15 protein-coding genes and 1 pseudogene are annotated in these 20,996 nt (G+C 71.2%); 7 read left to right on the forward strand and 9 right to left on the reverse strand.

The window, feature by feature from the left end:
- The first annotated feature begins 85 nt into the window (after window positions 1-85).
- Both ACIBW9_RS10845 and ACIBW9_RS10850 read left to right on the forward strand, forming a co-directional pair.
- On the forward strand, window positions 86-901 hold the full coding sequence (locus tag ACIBW9_RS10845) for an SDR family NAD(P)-dependent oxidoreductase (RefSeq protein WP_398953421.1): 816 nt from the start codon (window positions 86-88) through the stop codon (window positions 899-901).
- A 58-nt stretch (window positions 902-959) separates the two neighbouring features.
- Window positions 960-2,204: a CaiB/BaiF CoA transferase family protein gene (locus tag ACIBW9_RS10850; RefSeq protein ID WP_398953423.1), complete on the forward strand. Its 1,245-nt coding sequence runs from the start codon at window positions 960-962 to the stop codon at window positions 2,202-2,204.
- 17 nt (window positions 2,205-2,221) lie between these two features.
- On the opposite strand, the pseudogene ACIBW9_RS10855 reads toward ACIBW9_RS10850, so the two are convergent.
- Window positions 2,222-2,674, reverse strand: a pseudogene (locus ACIBW9_RS10855) (HNH endonuclease); the annotation flags it as partial.
- Between the two features lie 150 nt (window positions 2,675-2,824).
- Between ACIBW9_RS10855 and ACIBW9_RS10860 the strand changes: the two are divergent.
- Window positions 2,825-3,877 (forward strand): aldo/keto reductase, encoded by a 1,053-nt coding sequence (locus ACIBW9_RS10860; protein ID WP_398953425.1) that lies wholly within the window; start codon window positions 2,825-2,827, stop codon window positions 3,875-3,877.
- A gap of 62 nt (window positions 3,878-3,939) precedes the next feature.
- Here ACIBW9_RS10860 and ACIBW9_RS10865 read toward each other — a convergent pair whose 3' ends face one another.
- The 8 genes from ACIBW9_RS10865 to ACIBW9_RS10900 all read right to left on the reverse strand — a co-directional run bounded on the left by ACIBW9_RS10865 (window position 3,940) and on the right by ACIBW9_RS10900 (window position 14,914).
- On the reverse strand, window positions 3,940-5,058 hold the full coding sequence (locus ACIBW9_RS10865) for a sensor histidine kinase (RefSeq protein ID WP_398953427.1): 1,119 nt from the start codon (window positions 5,056-5,058) through the stop codon (window positions 3,940-3,942).
- The gene (locus ACIBW9_RS10870; RefSeq protein WP_398953429.1) at window positions 5,051-5,737 is read right to left on the reverse strand and encodes a response regulator transcription factor; all 687 of its coding nucleotides are present in this window, start codon (window positions 5,735-5,737) and stop codon (window positions 5,051-5,053) included. The genes ACIBW9_RS10865 and ACIBW9_RS10870 overlap by 8 nt, the downstream gene beginning before the upstream one ends.
- A 118-nt stretch (window positions 5,738-5,855) precedes the next feature.
- Window positions 5,856-7,814, reverse strand: coding sequence for an ArnT family glycosyltransferase (locus ACIBW9_RS10875; protein WP_398953431.1), 1,959 nt, complete (start codon window positions 7,812-7,814; stop codon window positions 5,856-5,858).
- A gap of 84 nt (window positions 7,815-7,898) precedes the next feature.
- Window positions 7,899-8,984: an NlpC/P60 family protein gene (locus ACIBW9_RS10880; protein WP_398953433.1), complete on the reverse strand. Its 1,086-nt coding sequence runs from the start codon at window positions 8,982-8,984 to the stop codon at window positions 7,899-7,901.
- Between the two features lie 49 nt (window positions 8,985-9,033).
- Entirely contained in the window at window positions 9,034-9,516 is a 483-nt protein-coding gene (locus ACIBW9_RS10885) for a poly-gamma-glutamate biosynthesis protein PgsC/CapC (RefSeq protein ID WP_398953435.1), read from the reverse strand.
- On the reverse strand, window positions 9,513-10,997 hold the full coding sequence (gene pgsB / locus ACIBW9_RS10890; protein WP_398953437.1) for a poly-gamma-glutamate synthase PgsB: 1,485 nt from the start codon (window positions 10,995-10,997) through the stop codon (window positions 9,513-9,515). The genes ACIBW9_RS10885 and pgsB overlap by 4 nt, the downstream gene beginning before the upstream one ends.
- A gap of 15 nt (window positions 10,998-11,012) precedes the next feature.
- On the reverse strand, window positions 11,013-13,256 hold the full coding sequence (locus ACIBW9_RS10895; protein WP_398953439.1) for a HAMP domain-containing protein: 2,244 nt from the start codon (window positions 13,254-13,256) through the stop codon (window positions 11,013-11,015).
- A 308-nt stretch (window positions 13,257-13,564) separates the two neighbouring features.
- Window positions 13,565-14,914, reverse strand: a complete 1,350-nt coding sequence (locus tag ACIBW9_RS10900; protein ID WP_398953441.1) for an alpha/beta hydrolase family protein — start codon at window positions 14,912-14,914, stop codon at window positions 13,565-13,567.
- Window positions 14,915-15,316: 402 nt separating this feature from the next.
- Between ACIBW9_RS10900 and ACIBW9_RS10905 the strand changes: the two genes are divergently transcribed.
- From ACIBW9_RS10905 to ACIBW9_RS10920, 4 genes are all read left to right on the forward strand, one after another.
- Window positions 15,317-16,729: an alpha/beta hydrolase gene (locus ACIBW9_RS10905; protein ID WP_398953443.1), complete on the forward strand. Its 1,413-nt coding sequence runs from the start codon at window positions 15,317-15,319 to the stop codon at window positions 16,727-16,729.
- Between the two features lie 246 nt (window positions 16,730-16,975).
- A complete protein-coding gene (locus ACIBW9_RS10910) occupies window positions 16,976-17,800 on the forward strand; it encodes an IclR family transcriptional regulator (RefSeq protein WP_398953445.1) in 825 nt (274 codons plus the stop codon).
- Window positions 17,801-18,091: 291 nt separating this feature from the next.
- Entirely contained in the window at window positions 18,092-19,636 is a 1,545-nt protein-coding gene (locus ACIBW9_RS10915; protein WP_398953447.1) for an acyl-CoA carboxylase subunit beta, read from the forward strand.
- Window positions 19,633-20,958, forward strand: a complete 1,326-nt coding sequence (locus tag ACIBW9_RS10920) for a wax ester/triacylglycerol synthase domain-containing protein (RefSeq protein WP_398953449.1) — start codon at window positions 19,633-19,635, stop codon at window positions 20,956-20,958. Before ACIBW9_RS10915 ends, ACIBW9_RS10920 begins: the two co-directional genes overlap by 4 nt.
- The last annotated feature ends 38 nt before the right edge of the window (window positions 20,959-20,996 follow it).

Here is a 20,996-nt window from a genome sequence, read left to right on the forward strand (position 1 = left end):
ACGCGAGCCCTCGCATGGTCGCCTGGGTGGGTCTGCGTAAGATCACGAAGGTCTGATTCCCGGGTGATGAGGAGGCCCAACGGCCATGACGGACAAGCGTGTTGTGGTGGTCACCGGCGGCGGCACCGGCATCGGCGCCGCAACCGCCCGGCTGCTGCGGGCGGGCGGACACGAGGTTGTCGTCGCCGGCCGACGGCCCGAGCCGCTGCAGCGCATCGCCGACGAGACCGGCGCCCTGCCGCACTCCGCTGATCTCACGGACACGACCGCCGTGGATGAGCTCGTCGAGGCCACGGTCTCCCGCTACGGCAGGCTCGACGGAGTGGTCCTCAACGCGGGCGTGGGACGCAGCGGCGCGGTGGGAGACCTCTCGGACGAGACCTGGGAGTTGGTGATGCGCACCAACCTGACGGGCCCCTTCCTGCTGCTGCGCGCCGCACTCCCGCACCTGCTCAAGACCCGCGGTTCGGTCGTCGCCGTCGCCTCAGTCGCGGCATTGCGCAACGGGGTCGGCAACGCCGCGTACGCCACCTCCAAGGCCGCGCTGCTTCAGCTGTGCGGCTCGCTGGCCGTCGACTACGGCAGCCAGGGGCTGCGCGCCAACACGGTGTGCCCCACCTGGGTACGCACCGAGATGGCTGATCGTCGTATGGCTCGCTTCGCCGAGGAATCCGGGCTGGGTGACGGTGTGGACGAGGCCTACGAAGAGGCGACGAAGCTGGTGCCCGCGGGGCGCCCCGGCGACCCGTCCGAGGTCGCCGAGGCGATCGCCTGGCTGCTCTCGCCCGCCGCCTCCTTCGTGAACGGCGCGGTACTCACGGTGGACGGCGGGGTCTCGGTGCGCGACGCGGGAACCCTGGCGTTCGACTTCAGCGTCGAGCGCCGCGACCCTGGTCGATGACCGGCAGCGCTTTCGCGCCGGGAGTCACGTGAGCGGGACGATCACAGGAGGAGGGTGCGTGAGTACTCAGGACAACCCACCGGGCGGAGTCTCCGGCGTGCTCGGCGGAGCCGGGCGGGGCGCGCTGGAGGGGCTGCGCATCGCCGACTTCTCCCGGATCCTCGCGGGACCCTACGCCACCATGCTGCTCGCCGATCTCGGCGCCGACGTGGTGAAGGTGGAACGGCCGGGCACCGGGGACGACACCCGGGCCTGGCGGCCCCCGACGGACCAGGACGGTACGTCGACGTACTTCCTGAGCGTCAACCGCAACAAGAGGTCCGTCACCCTGGACCTTGCGACCGAGGCCGGCCTGGAGCAGGCCCGCGCCCTGGTCGCCGAGTGCGACGTCCTGGTGGAGAACTTCCGTCCCGGCACGATGGAACGGCTGGGGCTCGGCCATCGCGAACTCCTCGCCCGACACCCGGGGTTGGTCTACTGCTCGATCAGCGGCTTCGGGGCCGGTCCGGGCGCGGCGATCCCCGGATACGACCTGCTCGTGCAGGCCGTCGGTGGTCTGATGAGCGTGACCGGGGACGCGGACGGGGAGCCGACGAAGGCGGGTGTGGCGCTCGTCGACGTGATCACCGGTCTGCACGCCTCGCTCGGCATCCTTGCTGCCCTCCGGCACCGGGACGCCACCGGGGAAGGGCAGTACGTCGAGGTCAACCTGCTCGGCTCGCTGCTGTCGGCCATGGTCAACCAGGCGTCGGCGTTCGCTGTCGCCGGTATCGCTCCGGGGCGCCTGGGCAACGCGCATCCGAGCATCGCGCCGTACGAGACCGTCCCTGCCGCCGACCGTCCCCTCGCGATCGCCGTGGGCAACGACCGGCAGTTCGCGGCGCTCGCCCAGGTCATCGGCGAGCCCGGTCTCGCGCTCGACGACCGCTTCCGCACCAATGCCGACCGGGTCGCCCATCGCACCGAACTGAGAGACATCCTGAGCGAACGGCTGGCCGCCGCGGGCGCGGACCACTGGTCGTCCGTCCTGCTGGCCGCGGGCGTGCCCGCCGGGCCGGTCAACACCCTCGACGAGGCCTTCGACTTCGCCCGGAAACTCGGTCTTCCCGGCATCGTCGACATTCCCTCCGCACCCGCCGACGAAGCCGAGTCCACGCCTTCCCGTCAGATCGCGAACCCCATCGCGCTGAGCGGGACACCGGTCCAATACCGACTGCCGCCGCCGGGCCTGGGGCAGCACAACGAGGAGCTTCTCCACCGCACGTCCGCCGAAGCCTCCACGCAGGACGAATCGGGCACCTGATCGTTCCGACAACCGGCTCAGACGGTGCCGGGGCGTGGGGAGCCCCGGAAGACCTGGCGGGTGTGCCAGGAGCGGTGGACCGCGGCCACCGGCCGGACGCCGGGTTGCGGGCCGATGAGCGGACGGCCGGCGAGCGCGGTGACGTGCTCGCGGGCGACGGGGCTGCGGCCGATGAAGTGCTGTGGGACCAGGACCCGGTGGCCCTCGCCGACGCCCAGGACACCTTTGTCGAACAGCTTGTGGTGCAGCGAGCACAGACACAGCCCGTTGTCGACGTCATCCGGGCCGTCGAACGCCCACCAGCGCACATGCGCGGCCTCCAGCCCGACGGGCGCCGTGCCGATCATGCCGTCGTAGCCGCAGAAGGCGCACCGGTACTCGTAGGCGGTCAGCACCAGCTCGCGCATCCGCCGGTCACGCTGCCGCCGCTCGGGCGCCGTCAGCGCATCGGTCTCCGCCAGCTCCAGTTCGGTTCTGTCCGGGGTGCGGCTCCGCCGGCACCCACCACGGCGCCGCCCGACCCGTTGGTGACCATCGGTCAGGTCGCCCTTGCGGTCAAGTGCACTCCAAGTCCTAGAGTCACCCTTCCCACCAGCACCCGCCTGCGACGGAGCACCGCATTGCGCTATCGAGTCCTCGGCAAGACCGGCATCGAGGTCAGTACGCACTGCCTCGGCACGATGATGTTCGGGGCCGTCGGCAATCCCGACCACGAGGAGAGCGCCCGCATCATCCATGCGGCGCTCGATGCGGGCATCAACTTCGTGGACACCGCCGACATGTACTCGGCCGGCGAATGCGAGCAGATCGTCGGCAAGGCTCTCAAGGGCAGACGCGACGACGTCGTGCTCGCCACGAAGGTGCACTTTCCACTCGGGGAGGGACGCAACCGCAGCGGCAATTCGCGCCGCTGGATCCTCAAGGCCGTCGAGGACAGCCTGCGGCGGCTGGACACGGACTGGATCGACCTCTACCAGGTGCACCGCCCCGACCACACCACCGACATCGAGGAGACGCTGTCCGTCCTCACCGACCTGGTCAGGGTGGGCAAGATCCGGACATTCGGCTGCTCCACGTTCCCCGCCGAGGAGCTCGTCGAGGCCCATCATATGGCCGAGCGGCGCGGGCTGATGCGGATGCGTACCGAGCAGCCGCCCTACTCGATCCTCGCGCGCGGCATCGAACGGGCCGTTCTGCCCACCGCCCAGCGCCTGGGCATGGGCGTGCTGACCTGGTCGCCACTGGCTTCGGGATTCCTGTCCGGGTCCTACCGCGCGGGCCGGCCCGTCGACCTCACCACCGGCCGCGCCAGACTCACCCCGCACCGCTTCGACCCCGACGCCCCGGGCAACCCGGCGAAGTTCGCGGCCGTCGAGCAACTCGTCGCGCTCGCCCAGGAGACGGGCCGCACCCTGCCGGAACTTGCCGTCGCCTTCCCGCTGGTGCATCCCGCCGTCACGTCGGTGATCATCGGTCCGCGCACCATGGACCAACTCACCTCCTTGCTCAAGGGAGCCGACCTGCTGCTCGACGACGCGGTGCTCGACCGTATCGACGAGATCGTGGCGCCCGGTACCGATCTCTACCGAGCCGACGGCGTGTGGCAGCCGCAGTCGCTCACCGAGCCCGCACTGCGCAGGCGCCCGGCCGGGGAGCGGGCGGCGGCGGATTGAGGGGCCGGACGTGATCGACTGGCGTCGGGCACCACCTGCATGAGGCGAGCCCGGGCGGCGAGCTAGTCGGGCCCGCCCGGCGACGTACCCGGAAGTCGAATCGTGACGACGAGGCCGCCGGTGGGGCGGGGCGTGAGGTCGAGGGTGCCGTCGTGTGCGCGGACGATGCTGTGCACGATGGCCAGGCCGAGGCCGACACCGGCGTGTTCGTCGGTGCGTACGCGTTCCGTTCCGCGCCGGAAGGGTTCGGTGAGGGTCGGGATCAGCTCCGAGGGGAGTGGCGGGCCCGTGTTCTCGACCCGCAGCATGCCGCCGTCGTGCTGCGGTTCGGTGTGGACCGTCACGGTGCCGCCGAGCGGCAGGTTGTGCACGATGGCGTTCTGGACGAGGTTCGTCACCATGCGCAGGATGAGCGCCGCGGAGCCCACGGTCCGTGTCGGCTCCCCGGTGGCCTCGAGCGTGATCCCGCGCTTCTCGGCGAGAGGAAGCAGGGTTTCGGCGGCTTCTTCGGCCATGAGGGAGAGATCGACGGGCTCGCGGGTGAAGCTCCTGGCGTCGGCGCGGCTGAGCAGCAGAAGGGCCTCGGTGAGGTTGATCGCCCGCGTGTTGACGGTGTGGAGGCGCTCGATGAGTTCGCCCTGGTCCCGCGTGGGGTCGTTGCGGGCGGCGTCGAGGAGTGACTGGGAGATCGCCAGCGGGGTGCGCAGTTCGTGGGAGGCGTTCGCGGCGAACCTCTGCTGTTCGGCGACGTGGGACTCGAGTCGTTCGAGCATGGTGTCGAAGGCGTCGGCGAGCTCGCGGAACTCGTCCTCGCGGCCTTGCATGCGGATCCGGTGGGACAGCGATCCGTTCGCGGCCGTCCGTGCCGCGTCCGCGATCCGGGTCAGTGGTACGAGCATCCGGCCGGCGAGGATCCATCCGCCTACCAGGCCGAAGACGAGGAGGAAGGCCAGTGCCGTGGCCGCGGCCGGGACGAATCCGCGCAGGGCATCGGAGCGGTTGAACCCGGTGATGATGACGACTCCGAACCGGTGCTGGAGGGCTTTGGGGTCGTCGGTCCGGAGCCAGCGCAGCACGAACACCCACATCACGGCCAGCAGGAGAGTGCCGGCGAGGAGAAGGAAACCGGCGTAGCTGAGGGTGAGTTTCAGCCGGGCGCTGAGCCCCGGGCGTCTATTCATGCGTGCCGCCGGGTGGGGTGCCGGTGTCGATGCGGTAGCCGACGCCGGGCACCGTGGCGATGAGCCCTGGTGCGCCGAGTCGTTTGCGCAGGGCGGAGACGGTGATGCGGACGGCGTTGGTGAAGGGGTCGGCGTTGTTGTCCCAGGCCCGCTCCAGCAGCTCTTCGGCGCTGACGACACCGCCTTCGGCGGCGACGAGGACCTCGAGCACGGCGAACTGTTTGCGGGTGAGTGCGACATAGCGGCCGTCGCGGAAGACCTCCCGGCGGAACGGGTCCAGCCGAAGGCCCACGATCTCGCGGACCGGGGGCCGGGCGTGCGCGCGTCTGCGGTCGAGGGCCCGCAGCCGCATGACGAGCTCCCGCAGCTCGAACGGTTTGGTGAGGTAGTCGTCGGCGCCGAGCTCGAATCCGGAGGCCTTGTCGTCGATCCGGTCGGCAGCGGTGAGCATGAGGATGGGGATACCGCTGCCGGAAGCGACGATGCGGCGGGCGACCTCGTCACCGGACGGGCCGGGGATGTCCCGGTCCAGGACCGCGAGGTCGTAGGAGTTGACGCTGAGCAGTTCCAGGGCGGAGTCCCCGTCGCCGGCGATGTCGGCGGCGATCGCCTCCAGCCGCAGACCGTCACGGACGGCTTCCGCCAGGTAGGGCTCGTCCTCCACGATCAGCACACGCATGCGTGCAGCCTAGGCAGCGGAACATATCGCCGACGTATGCAACCGCCCGCATCACTGGAGCGGTCGCCGTGCCCGTCGGCTGAGGAAGCTTCCAAGGCCTACGGTCGGGAACGGCGCCTCACCGCTGAGGGCTGCAGTCGTAGAGCGTGAAGGTGCCGGCGGTGCGGCGTCCGTAGGCGGCGGGCCGGATGCGGGTGCAGTGGGACTTCACCCAGGTCGTGGCGGGGGTGGTGGGGCGCTGGGTGGTGAGCAGCGCGTAGCGCAGCTGGTGGGTGGTGACGAGGCTGCCGAGTTGCTGGGCGGTGGGGAAGGGGGTGCTGCCGGTGAAGCCGCCCATCACGAGGATGGGCTCCGACTTCGCGCGCAGCAGCGGCTCGGCGGTGTAGGCGGCCTGGGTGGCGAGCAGGTACTTCTCGCCGTGGCGGTGCGCGGTGAGGTAGTCGAGCAGGGCGGTGTCCCGGGCGTTGGGCTCACCGAGCCCTCTCCTTCGCGGAGCGTGGCGGGGGTGCTCGTAGTACGACTTGCCGACCGGACCGGCGATCGGCGAGGTGGCCGCGCCCGCGTAGAGCGGGTCGAGGCCGGCAACGGCCCAGCCGGCCGGTACGACCAAGGCAGCCGCGATCCCGGCGGCCAGGGCGGCGTGGACCATCCGCGGGGAGGTGCGCGGCCCGCGGCTCCACAGGCCCACCACACCGCACAGTGCGAGCATCACGGCGACCGGCAGCAGCCAGGAGACGAACCGGGTCGGCCAGTCGAGCACCAGCGCCCACACCGCCGTCAGCGCGATCGCCGCCGGGAGCGCCAGGTGCCGCCGGTCACCCACCTCGTGCTCCGCCTCCGGCTCCCATTCGCTGTGCGGCTCCGGTTCGGGCTCGTACTTCGCCTCGTACTCCGCTCGGAAGAGCGCGAGCCCGCCGCCGGCCAGCGCGGCGAGCGCCGGGGCGATGACGGCCGTGTAGTAGGCGTGGTTGCCGTTGGAGGCGCTGAACACCAGGGTGTGTACGGCCAGCCAGCCGCCCCACATCACAAATCCCGCGCGCAGCAGGTCGGTTCGCGGTCGGCCGGCGCGCCAGACGATGCCCAGGACCGCGGCGAGCACGGCGAGCGGCAGGAACCAGGCGACCTGCGGGCCGACGGTGTGGTTGATCAGCATGTCCCAGCCGGTGTTGCCGGTGGTGCGGCTCGCGGCGGTGCCCGCGACGGCACCGAAGGCGGTGGCATCGCTGCTGAAGCGGCTCAGGCCGTTGTAGCCGAAGACCAGGGCGAACGGATCGTTGTTGGACGTACCGTCGAGGTAGGGGCGGCTCGCGGCCGGCGTCACCCAGGCGATCAGCACCCAGGAACAGGAGACCACCAGGGAGACCGCACCGGCCAGCAGGACGCGCAGGGCGCGGTGCAACCGGGTTCCGGGCGCGGCGAGTTGGTAGACCGCGGCGAAGACCGGCAGCACCAGCCACGCCTGCAGCATCTTCGTCTGGAAGGCGAGCCCGACCCAGACGCCGCAGGTGATCAGCGGCAGCAGCCGCTCGGTGCGCACCGCCTTCTGCAGTGCGCCCGCGGCCGCCACCAGGAGCAGGGTGAGCGCGGTGTCCGGAATGGTGGCACGGGTGAGGACCACGGTGACCGGGGTGAGGGTGAGCGTCAGCGCGGCGATCAGCGCGGCGAGCGGACCGGCCCAGGCCCGTACGATCCGGTGCAGCAGCCATACGGTGAGCACGCCCTCGACGACCTGCGGAAGCGCGGCCGCCCAGGTGTGCGGGCCGAAGAGCCAGACGGAGACGGCGTCGGGCCAGAAGGCGCCGGGCAGCTTGTCGATGCTGATGGAACCGCTCGCGTCGAGCCCGCCGAAGAAGAAGGCACGCCAGCTCTCGGACATCGACCGTATCGCCGCGCCGTAGAAGGGGTGGAGCGCGGCGTTCCCGATGCCCCAGGCGTACAGGACCGTGGCGACGACCAGTACCGCGGCGAGCGCCGGGCGCTCCCAGCGCGGGGCGTCTTCCGGCAGGCCGGAGCGGCGGCCGGCCGGCCGGCGGCCTCGGTGTGCTCCGGTGGGCCGGGCGGCGGGGATGGCGGTCATGGCAGTGGTCCTCGGATCAGCTGGTCAGGTGAGGCGGCGGTGCACAGGCGGCGGGTTCAAGGCGGTGGGATCGACGCCGCGGGATCACAGGCGGCGGGCCGCCCGGAAGCCGCGGGCGTAGAAGTCGGTGCCGTCCAGCAGCGCGTGGCCCGACAGGTCGCCCATGGTCGGGCCGTTGGCGGCGGAGCGGCTGGAGTAGAACCGGTGCCGGCCCTTGTCGTCGAGGCCCATGTACATGCCGCAGTGGTCGATGAAGTCCGGCCGGTCCTTGATGATGGCGAAGAAGACCAGATCACCGGGTTGCAGGGCGCTCAGATCGGTGGCCTGCTGCTTCCCGGTGTGCGGGATCACCACGCGGCCGGGACCGTCGGCGGCGATGGCGTACGCGCGGCGCGGCAGGCCGGCGCCCTTGGTGTTGGTGTTGTGCAGGGGGATGCCCATCCGGTAGCCCCACACCAGCCGCTGGAAGCCGGAGCAGTCGGCGTCGCCGTAGCGGGCCCTCTCCGGCTGCACGCGCGTGCCGTCCGGGAAGGTCCAGGGCAGGCCCAGATAGTCGTAGAAGTCGGACTGTTCGTCGTGGAAGGCGAAGTCCAGCGGATTGTTGACCGCCGCATTGCGCGGGCCGAAGTGCGCGGTGCCCGCGTAGCGCACCCCGCGAGCGTCGTGCTTGTCGGGCGCCCCGGCGCTGCTGTACTGGAACGCCACCGCGAAGACGTCCGGGCTGGTGTCGCCGAGCGCCTTGCGGAACCAGGTCTTGAACGAGGCGGACTTCTCCATGCCCCGCTGCCACTCGTGCGGCAGCACCCGCACCCAGGCGTCCGTGGTCACCTTGGCCTCGGTGGTCCGTGGTTCGCTGAAGGTACGGGTGGGGCCGGTGAGGACGGCCGTACGGGCTCCGTCGGTGAAGGTGGCGAGCGTGCCGCCGTCGGCGGCACGGACCACGGTGCGGGCGGGGGCGGACAGCCGCTCGAAGGTGTGGGCGCCGGTGGCCCGGGCGCTCGGGCCGGCGCCCGTCTGGTCGTCGACCGTCCCGCCGTCGTCGCCGCTGCCCTGCCGGAAGTGGTCCCAGGCGTACCCGCCCACCACTCCGGCGGCCGCGACGCCCGCGATCGTTCCGAGCACGTTGCGGCGAGTCTGGTTGCCGCGTCGGCCGACGGGTTTGGAGTGCATGGCGATCCTCCTGGAGGTGTGAGGTGAGAGGGGGGCTGGGCTGGGCTGGTCAGCCGGTGGGCAGGGCGCCCATCAACAGGCCGGAGACCAGCACCACGTATGTGGCCAGCGTCACCGCCGTGGTCGAGATGACCGTGGCCGCCATGGGCTGCCGGACCATCTGGTAGGAGATCAGGCCGGGGACGATGAAGCCGAGGGTCTGTGACGTGTACAGCAGCGGGAACTCGTGGCTGAGGGCGAGCATCACGGTGGTCTGCATCACCACCGCACACAGCACCACGGCGGCGAACAGCCGCTTGCCGTAGAGGATCACCGTGCGCTGCAACAGCTTGCTCATGAAGTACGTGGCTCCCGCCACAACGACCATCAGCCCGGCCATCCGCACATCGGTGACGAGCGTGAGGGCGATCCAGCCCGGGGTGATCATCCCCCCGGGGGACAGGTTGGTGGTCAGATAGCAGACGAGCGAGAAGACCAGCCCGAGGGCGATCCCGAGTGCGGCGGTCTGCGGGGTGAGGTTGGCGGGGATCACGGGTTCCTCGTGGACTGGGGCGGATCGTAGGAGTGGTACAGGTCGTCGTGGGAGTGGTGCGGGTCGTCCGCGCTGCTCCGGCCATCGGGCCGGCCGTGGCGGGCGGCGAACCGGCGGGCGAGGTCGCGCTGTTCGGGGATGCGGAAGGCGTACGTCGGTGTCTCCAGCGGTGCCACCCAGCTGTACGGCTCCGGCTCGGGCGGCCTGGCCACCGAGACCCGCGGCCTGGGGATGGCGATCTGCATGGTCTCCTGGTCCAGGCCGTCGCCGTCGGGAACGGCGTCGAAGGGGTCCTCGGCGTCGTCCAGCGCCAGCTCGGCGAGGCATTCCAGGAACAGCTCGCCCTGACCGTGGATGTTGCCGATCGCCACCAGCGAGGAGGCAGGACCGAGTTCCGCGAGTATCGCCGCGGTCAGCTCCTCGGGATCCCGGCGGTCACCGCCGAGATCCACCACCCGCCCGGTGAAGCCGGCCGGAATCGCATCGCGGGCGCTCTTGGTCGGGTGGCCGATCAGGAACACCGTCTCGGCGGCGAGGTCGGGGACGATGGCGCCCATCTGGCCGTTGCGCTCCACCCGGTCCGGGCGGCAGTTGATGACCACGCTGATCGGCCGTCTGATCGCGCCCAGATCCTCCAGTTGCCTCACGTTCATCAGCGTCGACTCGGGGTCGTTGGCCGCGAAGACGTTGGCGAACCGCAGCTTCTTGCCGTCAGGGGTGACGTAGCGCTCCACCGACAGCACACCCGGGTCGGGCGGCGCGTCCCACATGCCCTGCATCGCGGTCTGCCGCTCCACGCCGAGCAGTTCCGCGACGGCGAGTGCGATGGCCACGTTCTCCTTGAAGGTGAACCAGCTGAAGCCGCGCAGTTCGGCGTCGGTCACCGACTCCGGATCGACCGGGATCAGCCGGCAGTTCCGCTTGTCGGCCTCCTCCTGGAGGATGTGCAGCCGGTCCTTCTCCGCTGTCACGCACACCCCGCCCACCGGCATCGAGCGGGAGAGCGAGCGGGCCACGTCGTCCAGCGTCGGCCCCATCTCCTCCAGATGGTCCTCGCGGACATTGCACAGCACGCCGATCGTGGAACGGATCAGCTTCTCCTGATTGGTCTCCTGCAGCGCCGGCATCACCGCCATGCACTCGATGACCAGTGCGTCCGGCCGGTAGGTCGCCGCCCGCCGTACGATGCCGATCTGCTCGACGATGTTCGAGATGCCGAACTTCCGGTAGATCGGTTCCTCGGTGGCATCCGGATGGATGAACCGGGCCGCGGTGCCGGTGGTCTTGGCCACCGTGACCAGGCCGCCGCCGCGCAGCGCCCCCGCACACAGCCGGGTGATCGAACTCTTGCCGCGGATGCCGTTGACCAGCACCCGCGTCGGTATCTGCTCCAGCGAGGCGAAGTGCCGCCGCTGCTCCAGGATCCCGGCGATCCACAGGCCGACACAGCACAGCAGGACGATGACATAGAGGAAGAGCACGCCGATTCCGTCCTTCTACCGCTGGAGGGTGTTCTCACGCCGGGGCTGGTGGGGCACGGCGGCGGGGCCGGACCTGGCCGCCCGGTCGCGCTCCGCCAGGGCCTGGCGGATCAGCTCCAGGCTGCGGGTGACCGAGCCGATCTCGTCGTGGTTGACCGGATGCAGCACGGTACGGCGGTCTCCGCCGGCGAGCCGCTCGACGAGGACGGCGACCGCGCGCAGCGGCCGGACCACCACGACATGCAGCCAGCCCAGGCAGGCCGCGCCCACGGCGAGCCCCAGGATGCCGGCGAGCATGGTGCGCTGCTCGGCCTGCACCGCGGGGATCTGGAGCGCTGCCGCGGGCTCCGCGGTCACCACGTGCCAACCCAGGCGGGCCGTGGGGCCGCTCTGCGCCAGCGGCGCGGCGGCGTCGACCGAGGGACCGGAGGAGGTGAGGTGCACCGCCGAGGTGGCCGTACCCGCGGTCCCCGGGGCGCTCTGGGTGGAGCGGGCGAGACGGGTCAGGGCGGGGTCGGGCAGCGACTGGAAGGCCCGGTAGCCCACGCTGGCCGCCAGCACCTTCTCGCGGCCGTCCGTCACCCAGACGCTGCCCAGCTTCGGCCTGGGCAGGACGGAGTTGAGCACCTTCACGTCGATCTCGCCGAACAGGACCACCCCGGCCGCCCCGGCCTTGCCCTTGACGGCCCGGACCTGCGTGTAGGCGGCGATCGCCGGGATACGGCCCGAGGTGTTGACGGTGGTGATCCCGCCGCCCTCGGGCACATGGACGCGGGTGCGCAGCGGTGTGCCGCCCACCCTCAGCGTGATGCCGCCCGAGCGGTCCAGGAGGTACAGCGAGCGGTACTGCTTGTGATCGGCGAGGGAGCGCCGCAGAACCTCGGCCTGGGCGTCCCGGCTCCTGCCCGGCAGGCTCCCGGCCGCGGCGGTCAGGTCGGTGTACGACTGGTCGAGGGACTGCCGGATCCGGTTCGTCGCGATCTCGGTGCGGGCCTGCTGGTCGGCGAGGACCGGCGCCGGAATCGCGGTCGCGGTGTCCGCCCGGTTCAGCAGAGTGATCATCGGCACCGCCCAGAAGCCCACGACGATCACTCCGACCACGGCAAGCGCCCGGTAGCCAGGCCCGCGCCGGGCCGGAAACTCCTGGGGACCGCTCTCGCCGAGCAGTTGCCGGCGCAGTGAGTCGAGCGCCCGCCCGATCCGGGCCAGTTCCCCGAAGCCGTGCACCGGAACAGCCCGGGACAGCTCCTCCGACGCGGTCGGCCAGTCCTGGGTCGCGCCCCGGGCCAGGCGGCCGGCGGACAGATACAGCCGCAGCAGGGGCCGCTGCACGGAGAAGTACAGCGCCAGGCCGAGCAGCAGCGCGACCCCGGCCAGCGATCCGGCTGCCTCGAGCGCGAAGCGCGAGTAGTCGGCGGTGGCGGTCGTGGCGGGCACCGCGTGGGAGGTGAGCACCACCAGACCGAGGTGGTCGGTGTCGCCCGGACCGGTCGTCGAGGCGACCTGGGCCCAGCCGGCCACGGTGCGTCGGCTGCCGGTGGTGGCGCCCAGCAGGCTTCCCGAGGCGTCGGCGTCGGACCCGGATCCGTGTGCCGCGCGGGTCGCCGCTGTGGACAGGCCGCTGTCGGCGGTGCGCGGCGACGGTTTGCCGTGGACGGCGGTGGCGAGCGCCGTGCCGCTCCCGTCCAGCACCTCGGCGGTGCGTCCGTCGCCGTAAGCCGCCAGTGAGGGGAGCGCCTCGGAGACCAGCAGGAGCCACTGCCGCTCGGGCCGGTTCGGGGCCTGGTAGTCCTGGTCGGGGTCATCCTGCTGGGCGGGCAGCGTGACCCTGGCGAAGTACAGCAGTTGCGGGCTGCCGCCCGAGGTCACCAGCCGGGGCGGGACCGCCCCGGACGCCGTCCTGGTGGCGTCGATCCCGCCCAGCGGCACCATCCGGCCGCCGGCCGCCAGCAGTTTGCCGGTGCGCCGGTCGAGCAGCGCACTGCCGAGGATCTCTTTTCTGGCCGAGGTCAGCGCCTTGAGCGTGGTCACGGGGGTGGATGTGCTCGTTGCCGGGTACGCGCTCGCGGTGCGGCGCACCGTGCTCGCTTCGGCGTCGATCGCGGTGCGCATCGACTGCGCGGTGTCCGCGGCGATCTGCTGTTCCCCGTTCAACACGGCCTGCGGAACGGGCTCGGCGTGGACGCCGTCGAGACCGATCAGGGTCAGGGCGGCGACTACCAGCAGAAGTATGACAAGTGAGGCGATGGGCGGGCGCACCCCGCCAAGCATCGGCATATCGGCGCGGCGGCGGATGCGGTGTCGGCGCGGCGCCCGGGGTGCGGAGGGCAGGGGAACGGATCCTTCCTCAACTGGCGTCAAGCGCCCAAATGTTCGAGAGTGTGAACATCCTAGCTCCCGCCTGTCACGTAACCATCACACTTTCGCCCCATGTGACGTACGTGTTAATTCGAATTCACAGGAACACCGGACGGCGGCCGTACATGCCGCCCGGGCACGCGGAAGGGCGGGCCTGCGAGCAGGCCCGGCCCTTCGAACGCGGGGGTCGGCTGACCGGTCGACTCCGGTCAGCGGACGAAAGAGATCTCCGGGTACTTGTCGTTCGGCCCGTCGAGCAGGGTGCTGTGCTTGTGACGCAGCGTCTGGTCGAAGAAGGCGGCGAGGTAGACGCGCTGGACCTGGACCGCCCGTGCCGGATCGATCGTGCCGTACTGCTGCTGGATCTGATACTGGGAGAGGCCGAGCAGGCCCGCCTCCTGCGGCACCATCCACTCCTGGTCGCAGAACGACAGGTGCGCCGCGCCATGAAGCTTGATGTCGACCTTGTACCCCTTCAGATGCGACCACAGCGTGCGCCACGAACCGTCGTTGTTGCGGTTGTGGGTGCCGGAGCTGAAGAGCATGAAGGGCCGGTCCAGGTCCTTGCTCGGCGCCGAACCGAAGAACTGGCCGTCCAGGTCGGCACCGGCGCCGATGCGCTTGTCGAGCTGCATGGCGGTGTCGACCGCCCCACCGCCCAGCGACCAGCCGAACATCCCGATGCGGGACATGTCCACCGACTGCTTCAGTCCGGCGGGCAGCGTCGCATGGCCGGCGTCCGGGTTGCCGCCACTGCTGATCTTGCCGAGCGCGTTGATGACGAACTTGATGTCGGCCGCGCGCACCTTGAGCGTGTCGGAGGAGTGGGTGCCCGCCGGCATCGCGTTGAGCTCGAGCCGGTTGCCGGGGAACTGCACCTCGTTGGCGTCGTGGGTGTGGTCGACGGTGACGACGAGGTAGCCGCGGCTGGCCAGGTCCTGGGCGAGCGCGGTGCCCTGTGCGCGGTCCGAGTGCAGCCCGGTCGAGTACAGCAGGACGGGCAGCTTGCCGAGCGAGGTCTTCACCGGGGCGAGGACATGGCCCGCGGTCTTCGGCAGGGTCACCTGCTGCGGCGACATCCCGTGCGTGGTGAGGTAGTGGTTCCCGGAGATCGACGGCATCCACGGCGCCTGGTAGTGCCCGGACGTGGCGGTGGCCGGGTACCAGAGCGAGACCATCACCTCGCGCTTGCCGCCCACGTACGGATCCGTACGGGACGAGTCGACGAGGTGCAGACCGACCATGCCCACGCTGTTCGGCCCGGTCGGCGCGGGCATCTTGAGCTGCAGGGCGGACGCGGCCGTGCGGTTCGAGGTGAACGCCTCAGGGTGTACCGACTTCTGGGCCGTCGGCCCCTCGTCGTTCTCGGGCGCCCAGTCCGTTTTCGGCTTCGGCTCCGGCTCGTCGGGCGAGAACCCGGTGGCCGTGGGCGTGTCGGACGTCTTCCCGGCGGCCATCGCCGGCGTCATCCCCACACCCAGCGCGACGGCCAGCGCGCCAGCCGAACCGACCGCTCTGGCGACGGCTCTGCTACGGGGCCGCGGGCGGCGGTGTTTCATGGAACCCCCTTGTTCGTCAGCGATCGTAGAACGCGCGATCGACTGCCGCATACCGTACAGCCACGGCCACGGCCGGACTCACGCGCCCGGGTTACTGCCGGGCAGCAGGTCGGCCGGCACGGCGCGGGCAAGGGGTGAACGGGAGGCCGCGATCACGGGGGACGGGCCCGATGGCTGCCGACATGGCAGCGGATGCGCACCTTGTGAGGGGGAGGAAAATTGCCCCGGTACGGGATTCTTCGAGGTGGGCGGCCATCCACCCACGAAGAACCGTCAAAGTTGTGCACTCCATTGACGGCAGCAAAAAATGAGCCCTACATTCCTCGGCGTGTTCGCTCAGTGCACTGAGCATCTGCTCCGGCCCCGCCCCGCACGCCCGCATCCGTCCCGAGGAGCCGCACCATGCCTGCCGGAACCCGTACCCGCATCCCCCGCGCCCGCCTGCGTATCGCCCTGACCGTCCTGGTCACGCTGGCGTCCGCGGCGCTCACCGCCGCCCCCTCACCGGCCGCCCAGGCGGACGCCCCGGCCGCCGGCCACCTCACCGGCACCCTCTCCGACGGCGCCACCTGGATCGCGGACGTACCCGACCACTGGAACGGCACCCTGCTGCTGTTCAGCCACGGCTTCGGCCCCACCGTCGCCGCTGACGCCCCCACCGCCGCCGTCCGCACCGAACTGCTCGCCGAGGGCTACGCGATGGCCGGTTCGTCGTACGACCCCCATGGCTCGATGTGGGCCCTGAACAGCGCCGAACGCGACCAGTTCGCCACGCTCGGCGCCGTCACCGCGAAGATCGGAACCCCGCGGCGCACCCTGGCCATCGGCCAGTCCATGGGAGGGCTCGTCAACGCGCAGCTCGCCCGCGACGGCGGCGGGCGCATCGACGGTGCGCTCGGCCAGTGCGGTCTGGTCGCGGGCGGCACGGATCTGGACAACTACCAGCTGGACGCCGAGTACACCATCGCCCGCCTGCTGCTGCCCGGACAGGACGTGAAACTCGTGCGGTTCGGCACCTCCGCCGAGGCGTCCGCCACCGCCGACCTGCTCACCAAGGCGGTCACCGCGGCGCAGTCCACCCCGCAGGGCCGGGCCAGGGTCGCGCTGGCCGCCGCCTTCCTCAACCTGCCCGCCTGGTCGCCCGGGAAGGACCGGCCCGCCGCGACCGACTGGGCGGGCCAGGAGGCGCAGCAGTACGACTGGTTCGCGCAGGGCATCCTGTCGTTCGTCGAGGGCGGCCGGTACGCCATAGAGCAGTCCGTCGGCGGCAACAACTCGTGGAACCGGGGCGTGGATTACGCCCGGCTGCTGGCCGGCTCGGAACACGCCTCCCAGGTGCATGCCCTCTACCGGGCGGCCGGTCTCGACCTGCGTGCCGAACTGCGCACGCTGACCGAGGGCGCCACGATCACCGCCGACCCCGCCGCCGTCCGCACCGCGCGGCGGACCTCCTCCGCGGGCCAGGGCCTCGAGGTGCCCCTGCTCGACGTGCACACCACCGCCGACAACCTGGTCCCGGTGCAGCAGGAGAACCGCTTCGCCGCCCGTGTGCGTGCCTCCGGCGACGGCGCGCTGCTGCGCCAGGCGTACGTCGAGCGGCAGGGCCACTGTGCGTTCACCACCGCCGAGACCGTGGCCGCCCTGCACGCTCTCGAACACCGCGTCAGCACCGGGCACTGGGACGACGCGGCGACCCCGGCAGCGCTCCAGCGGTCCGCCACCGCGCTCGGTCTGGACGGGGCGGCGTATGTCCCGTACCGCCCGGCCCGGTTGACGGTCGGCCGCGACCGTCCGGCATACCCCACCGGGCGCTGACCCCGGGGCCGCTCATGCCGCTCGGCGCACGACCACGGTCGTGCGCCGAGCGAGGGCGGACTCTTGCAGGAGAGGCAGCCGCACTCCCCGGCGGCTGACCACATCGATGTCCCGCTCCCGCTTGTGGTGGAGCCGTGACGGTCGGGTCCGGGTGGACGGACCGACCGGACGGGTCACTACCTTGGTAACCAGGGACCGGCCGTCCGCCCGGTGCGGGACGGCACAGCCTCAACGGGGAGCAGGGATATGAGCAAGCGCGGCACATTAGGCGGCAGCGCGCACGCCGACCGGGTGTTCCGGGTCCAGCGGGCGTTCACCGAAGTCGAAGGGCAGATGCACGGCCCCGGTGAGCTGGCGGAGGTGACCGGCCTTGACGACTCCACCGTTCACCGCATCCTCCAGTCGGGCGTGTACGACGGCATCTTCGCCCGCGAGGGGCACGGTCTGTACCGGCTGGGGGCCGGCGCCGCACGGCTCGGGCTGAAGTCCCTCGCGCACGCGCCCAACGAGCGTGTCGTGCACGCCGTCCTGGAGGATCTGCACGCGGCCACCGACGGAGGGCTGGCGTTCCTCTTCGCCCTGGCGCCCTTCGGAGGGGCCGGGAAACAGTGCCTGGACATGGCCGTCGGCACGTCGGACCTGTCCGAACTCGGGATCACACACAGGGCGTTCATGGAGGTCTGCCGGTCGCTGCGGACCGGAGCGGCAGGGCGGGCCATCCTCGCCTTCCTGCCGAAGGTCATCCAGGACCGGGTCCTGGCCGAGCCGGTCCCGGACGGGGCGGGGCCGGGCGCCTACCGCGACAACGCGCGGCTGCTGGCCTCCCTGGAGTCCGTCCGCAGGGACGGGCTCGCGGCCGACGTCGAGGAGTGGGCCGCAGGCTGGGTCGGCTGCGCGGCCCCCATCCGGTGGGACGGGTTGATCATGGGCTCCGTGGCCGTGCTGAAGCCCGGTCACGACATGTCGGCATGGCCCGGACCCGCCGTACGGGCCGTGCAGCGGGCCGCCGCGCGCTTCACTCCTGCGGACGAGGACGGGCCCTGGTCGGCGGAGGCCCCGGGCTCGTACTGAGCATTCCATTGACCGACGCCCATTGAACGGTACGGCCGCGTGAATCGGCCGTACCGGAAATCCGCCTGGGCCGGGACTTCGCCGTACCCGCGACGGCTGCTCCTATTCGTGGGAATCCTGTTCTTCTCGCGTCGCGGGATTTCGCGCCCGCCCTGGTGTTTCTCGCCCTGCGGGAGAGTCGTGGATTTCCTTGACTTGGCACCGAGCGGCCCCCGAATAATCGAAAACGAAAGGAGCTCCCGAAGCGACCCGAAGAGATCTCATGAGATCCGCCGAAACGGAGGAATGACCATGCGGGACAGCGTCGCCCTCCTGCACGCCACCCGACGCGACGTGGAGCGCGGCCCCGGCTCCCGCGGTACCGAACAGCAGCACGCCCGCGGAAAGCTGACCGCGCGGGAACGGCTGGATCTCCTCTTCGACCCCGGGTCCTTCCACGAGGTCGAGCGGTTTCGGCGGCACCGGGCCACCGGGTTCGGACTGGAGCACCGCAAGCCCCACACCGACGGCGTCGTCACCGGCTGGGGCACAGTGCACGGGCGGACCGTGTTCGCGTACGCCCACGACTTCCGCATTTTCGGCGGATCGCTCGGCGAGGCCCACGCCACCAAGATCCACAAGATCATGGACATGGCCGTTTCGGCGGGCGCACCGCTGGTCTCCCTCAACGACGGCGCGGGCGCCCGTATCCAGGAGGGCGTCTCCGCGCTCGCCGGATACGGAGGCATCTTCCGCCGCAATACCAGGGCCTCCGGAGTGATTCCGCAGATCGCGGTGATGCTCGGCCCGTGCGCGGGCGGCGCCGCCTATTCACCGGCACTCAACGACTTCGTCTTCATGGTCCGCGGCACCGCCCAGATGTTCATCACCGGACCCGATGTGGTGCAGTCGGTGACGGGTGAGGAAATCACCCACGAAGAACTCGGCGGCGCGGACGTCCACGGCAGGGTCTCCGGCGTCGCCGGCTTCGTCCACGACGACGAGACGGAATGCCTCGACGAAGTACGGCACCTGCTGTCGCTGCTGCCCTCCAACAATCGTGAACTGCCGCCCGCCTACCCCTGCGACGACTCCGTGGAGCGTACGAACGACGGGCTCGTCGACCTCGTACCCGCCGACGGCAGCCGCCCCTACGACATGCGCGCGGTGATCAGGGAGGTCGTCGACGAGGGAGAGTGGCTGGAGACCCACGAGGGCTGGGCCACCAGCGTGCTGTGCGGACTGGCCCGGCTGGACGGGCAGACCGTCGGCATCGTCGCGAGCCAGCCGACCAGCCTCGCCGGGGTGCTGGACATCCACGCCGCCGAGAAGGCCGCCCGGTTCGTCTCCGTCTGCGACGCCTTCAGCATCCCCCTGGTGACTTTCGTCGATGTGCCCGGTTTCCTTCCGGGCGTCGACCAGGAGCACGGGGGCATCATCCGCCACGGCGCCAAACTCCTCTACGCGTACTGCAATGCGACGGTCCCGAGGATCTCGATGGTGCTGCGCAAGGCGTACGGAGGCGCCTACATCGTCATGGACTCCCAGTCCGTCGGCGCCGACGCCACCTACGCCTGGCCCGCCAACGAGATCGCCGTGATGGGCGCGCAGGGCGCGGCGAACGTGGTCTTCCGCCGGGAGATCGCCGCCGCCGCGGACCCCGACGAGACCCGTGCCCGACTCGTCAACGAGTACAAGGCCGAGCTGATGCATCCCTACTACGCCGCGGAACGCGGGCTCGTCGACGACGTCATCGACCCGGCCGAGACCCGTTCCACGCTCGTCGAGGCCCTGCGCGCGTTACGTGCCAAGCACGCCGACCTGCCGTCCCGCAAACACGGCAACCCGCCGACGTGACCGGCCCCAGGACGCCGCTCGAAGCGACGAACGCGACCGACGCGACCGACACGGAAGCGGAGCGCATGACTCACCGGCTCAATCCCGTCGACGAGGTCTTCCTCTCCATGGAAGGCGAAGTCGGCCTGGTCCACGGCCAGTTCCTGCGGTTCGCGGGAAAGCCGCCGCCGTTCAAGGAACTGCACGACCACCTCGCGGAACGGCTGCCCGGACTCCCCGGACTGACCCACCGGCTGACCTCGTCCGGTGGGCGGCACCGGCGGGAGCCCGCCGACGTCTTCGACCCTGCGGCTCACCTGGAGGAGAAGGAGTTCCCGGCGGGGACCTCCCTGGACACGGTCCTGACCGCCCTGGCCCGTGAGCCGCTGCCGCCGAACGCTCCGCCCTGGTCGATGCGCCTCGTGCACGGCTACGCCGACGGGGAGTTCGCGGTCTGCTACCGGGTCCACCACAGTGCCGAGGACGGCATGGGCGCGGCCCACGTCGTCTCCGCTCTGTTCGGCGACGGAGGTCCCACGGACGGCCGGCGTGCCGCGGCGGGACCGAGGCCGCTCATCAGCGGCTCCGCACGCGAACTGGTCCGCGGAACACTGAGCGTCGGCGCCGGTCTCGCCCGGGCGCTGGTGCCCGCCCGGCCGTGGCCCAGAGAACCGAAGCCCCGCCCCGAACGCCTCGGCGTGTGCAGCACCGGCGCGACCCGGAACGAACTTCGGGAGCTGAGCCGCCGGTTCGGAGGCACCCTGAACGACGCGTTCCTCATGACGCTGTGGCAGGCGCTCAACGACTGGAGCGCCACAGGCGAGGGACGCCTGCGGTCGCGGCTGCGCACGACACCCGTTGCGGTGCGGATGCCGCTGAGCACCCGGCGGCCCGGCGAGGAGGCCCTCCTCGGCAACCACCTCACCACCGGGGTCGTCACACTGCCGGCCCGCGGCACCCCCTTCGACGCCGCCTTCACCCAACTCGCGGCGCGCACCTGGCGGATGCGCGCCCACGGTCTGCGACCGGCCGGCCGGGCGCTCGTGGGGATCCTTCCGTCCGCCGTGACGCGGTGGACGGTCCGGCGACTGCTCAGCCCACAGGCGTCCCCGCTGTACGCCTCCAACTTCAGCCTGCCCACGGCGCTGTCCTTCCGGGGCGCCCCGGCGATCGACGTGACCCCGCTCGGCGTGCTCCTGCCGGGCAACGCCCTGTCCGTGACGCTGCTCTCGCACGGAGAACAGCTGCGGATCAGCTTCCTGTACGACCGCGCGCTCCCCGAAGCGGAGCAGCTGGCCGGCCTCTGGCGCGCCGCGCTGGACACCCTGTCCGCCTCCGCCTAGCCCGGACCGCCCAGCGCGCCTGTCCACCCTACGTTCGA

Source organism: Streptomyces sp. NPDC049541, from assembly GCF_044465725.1.
Lineage (GTDB): Bacteria > Actinomycetota > Actinomycetes > Streptomycetales > Streptomycetaceae > Streptomyces.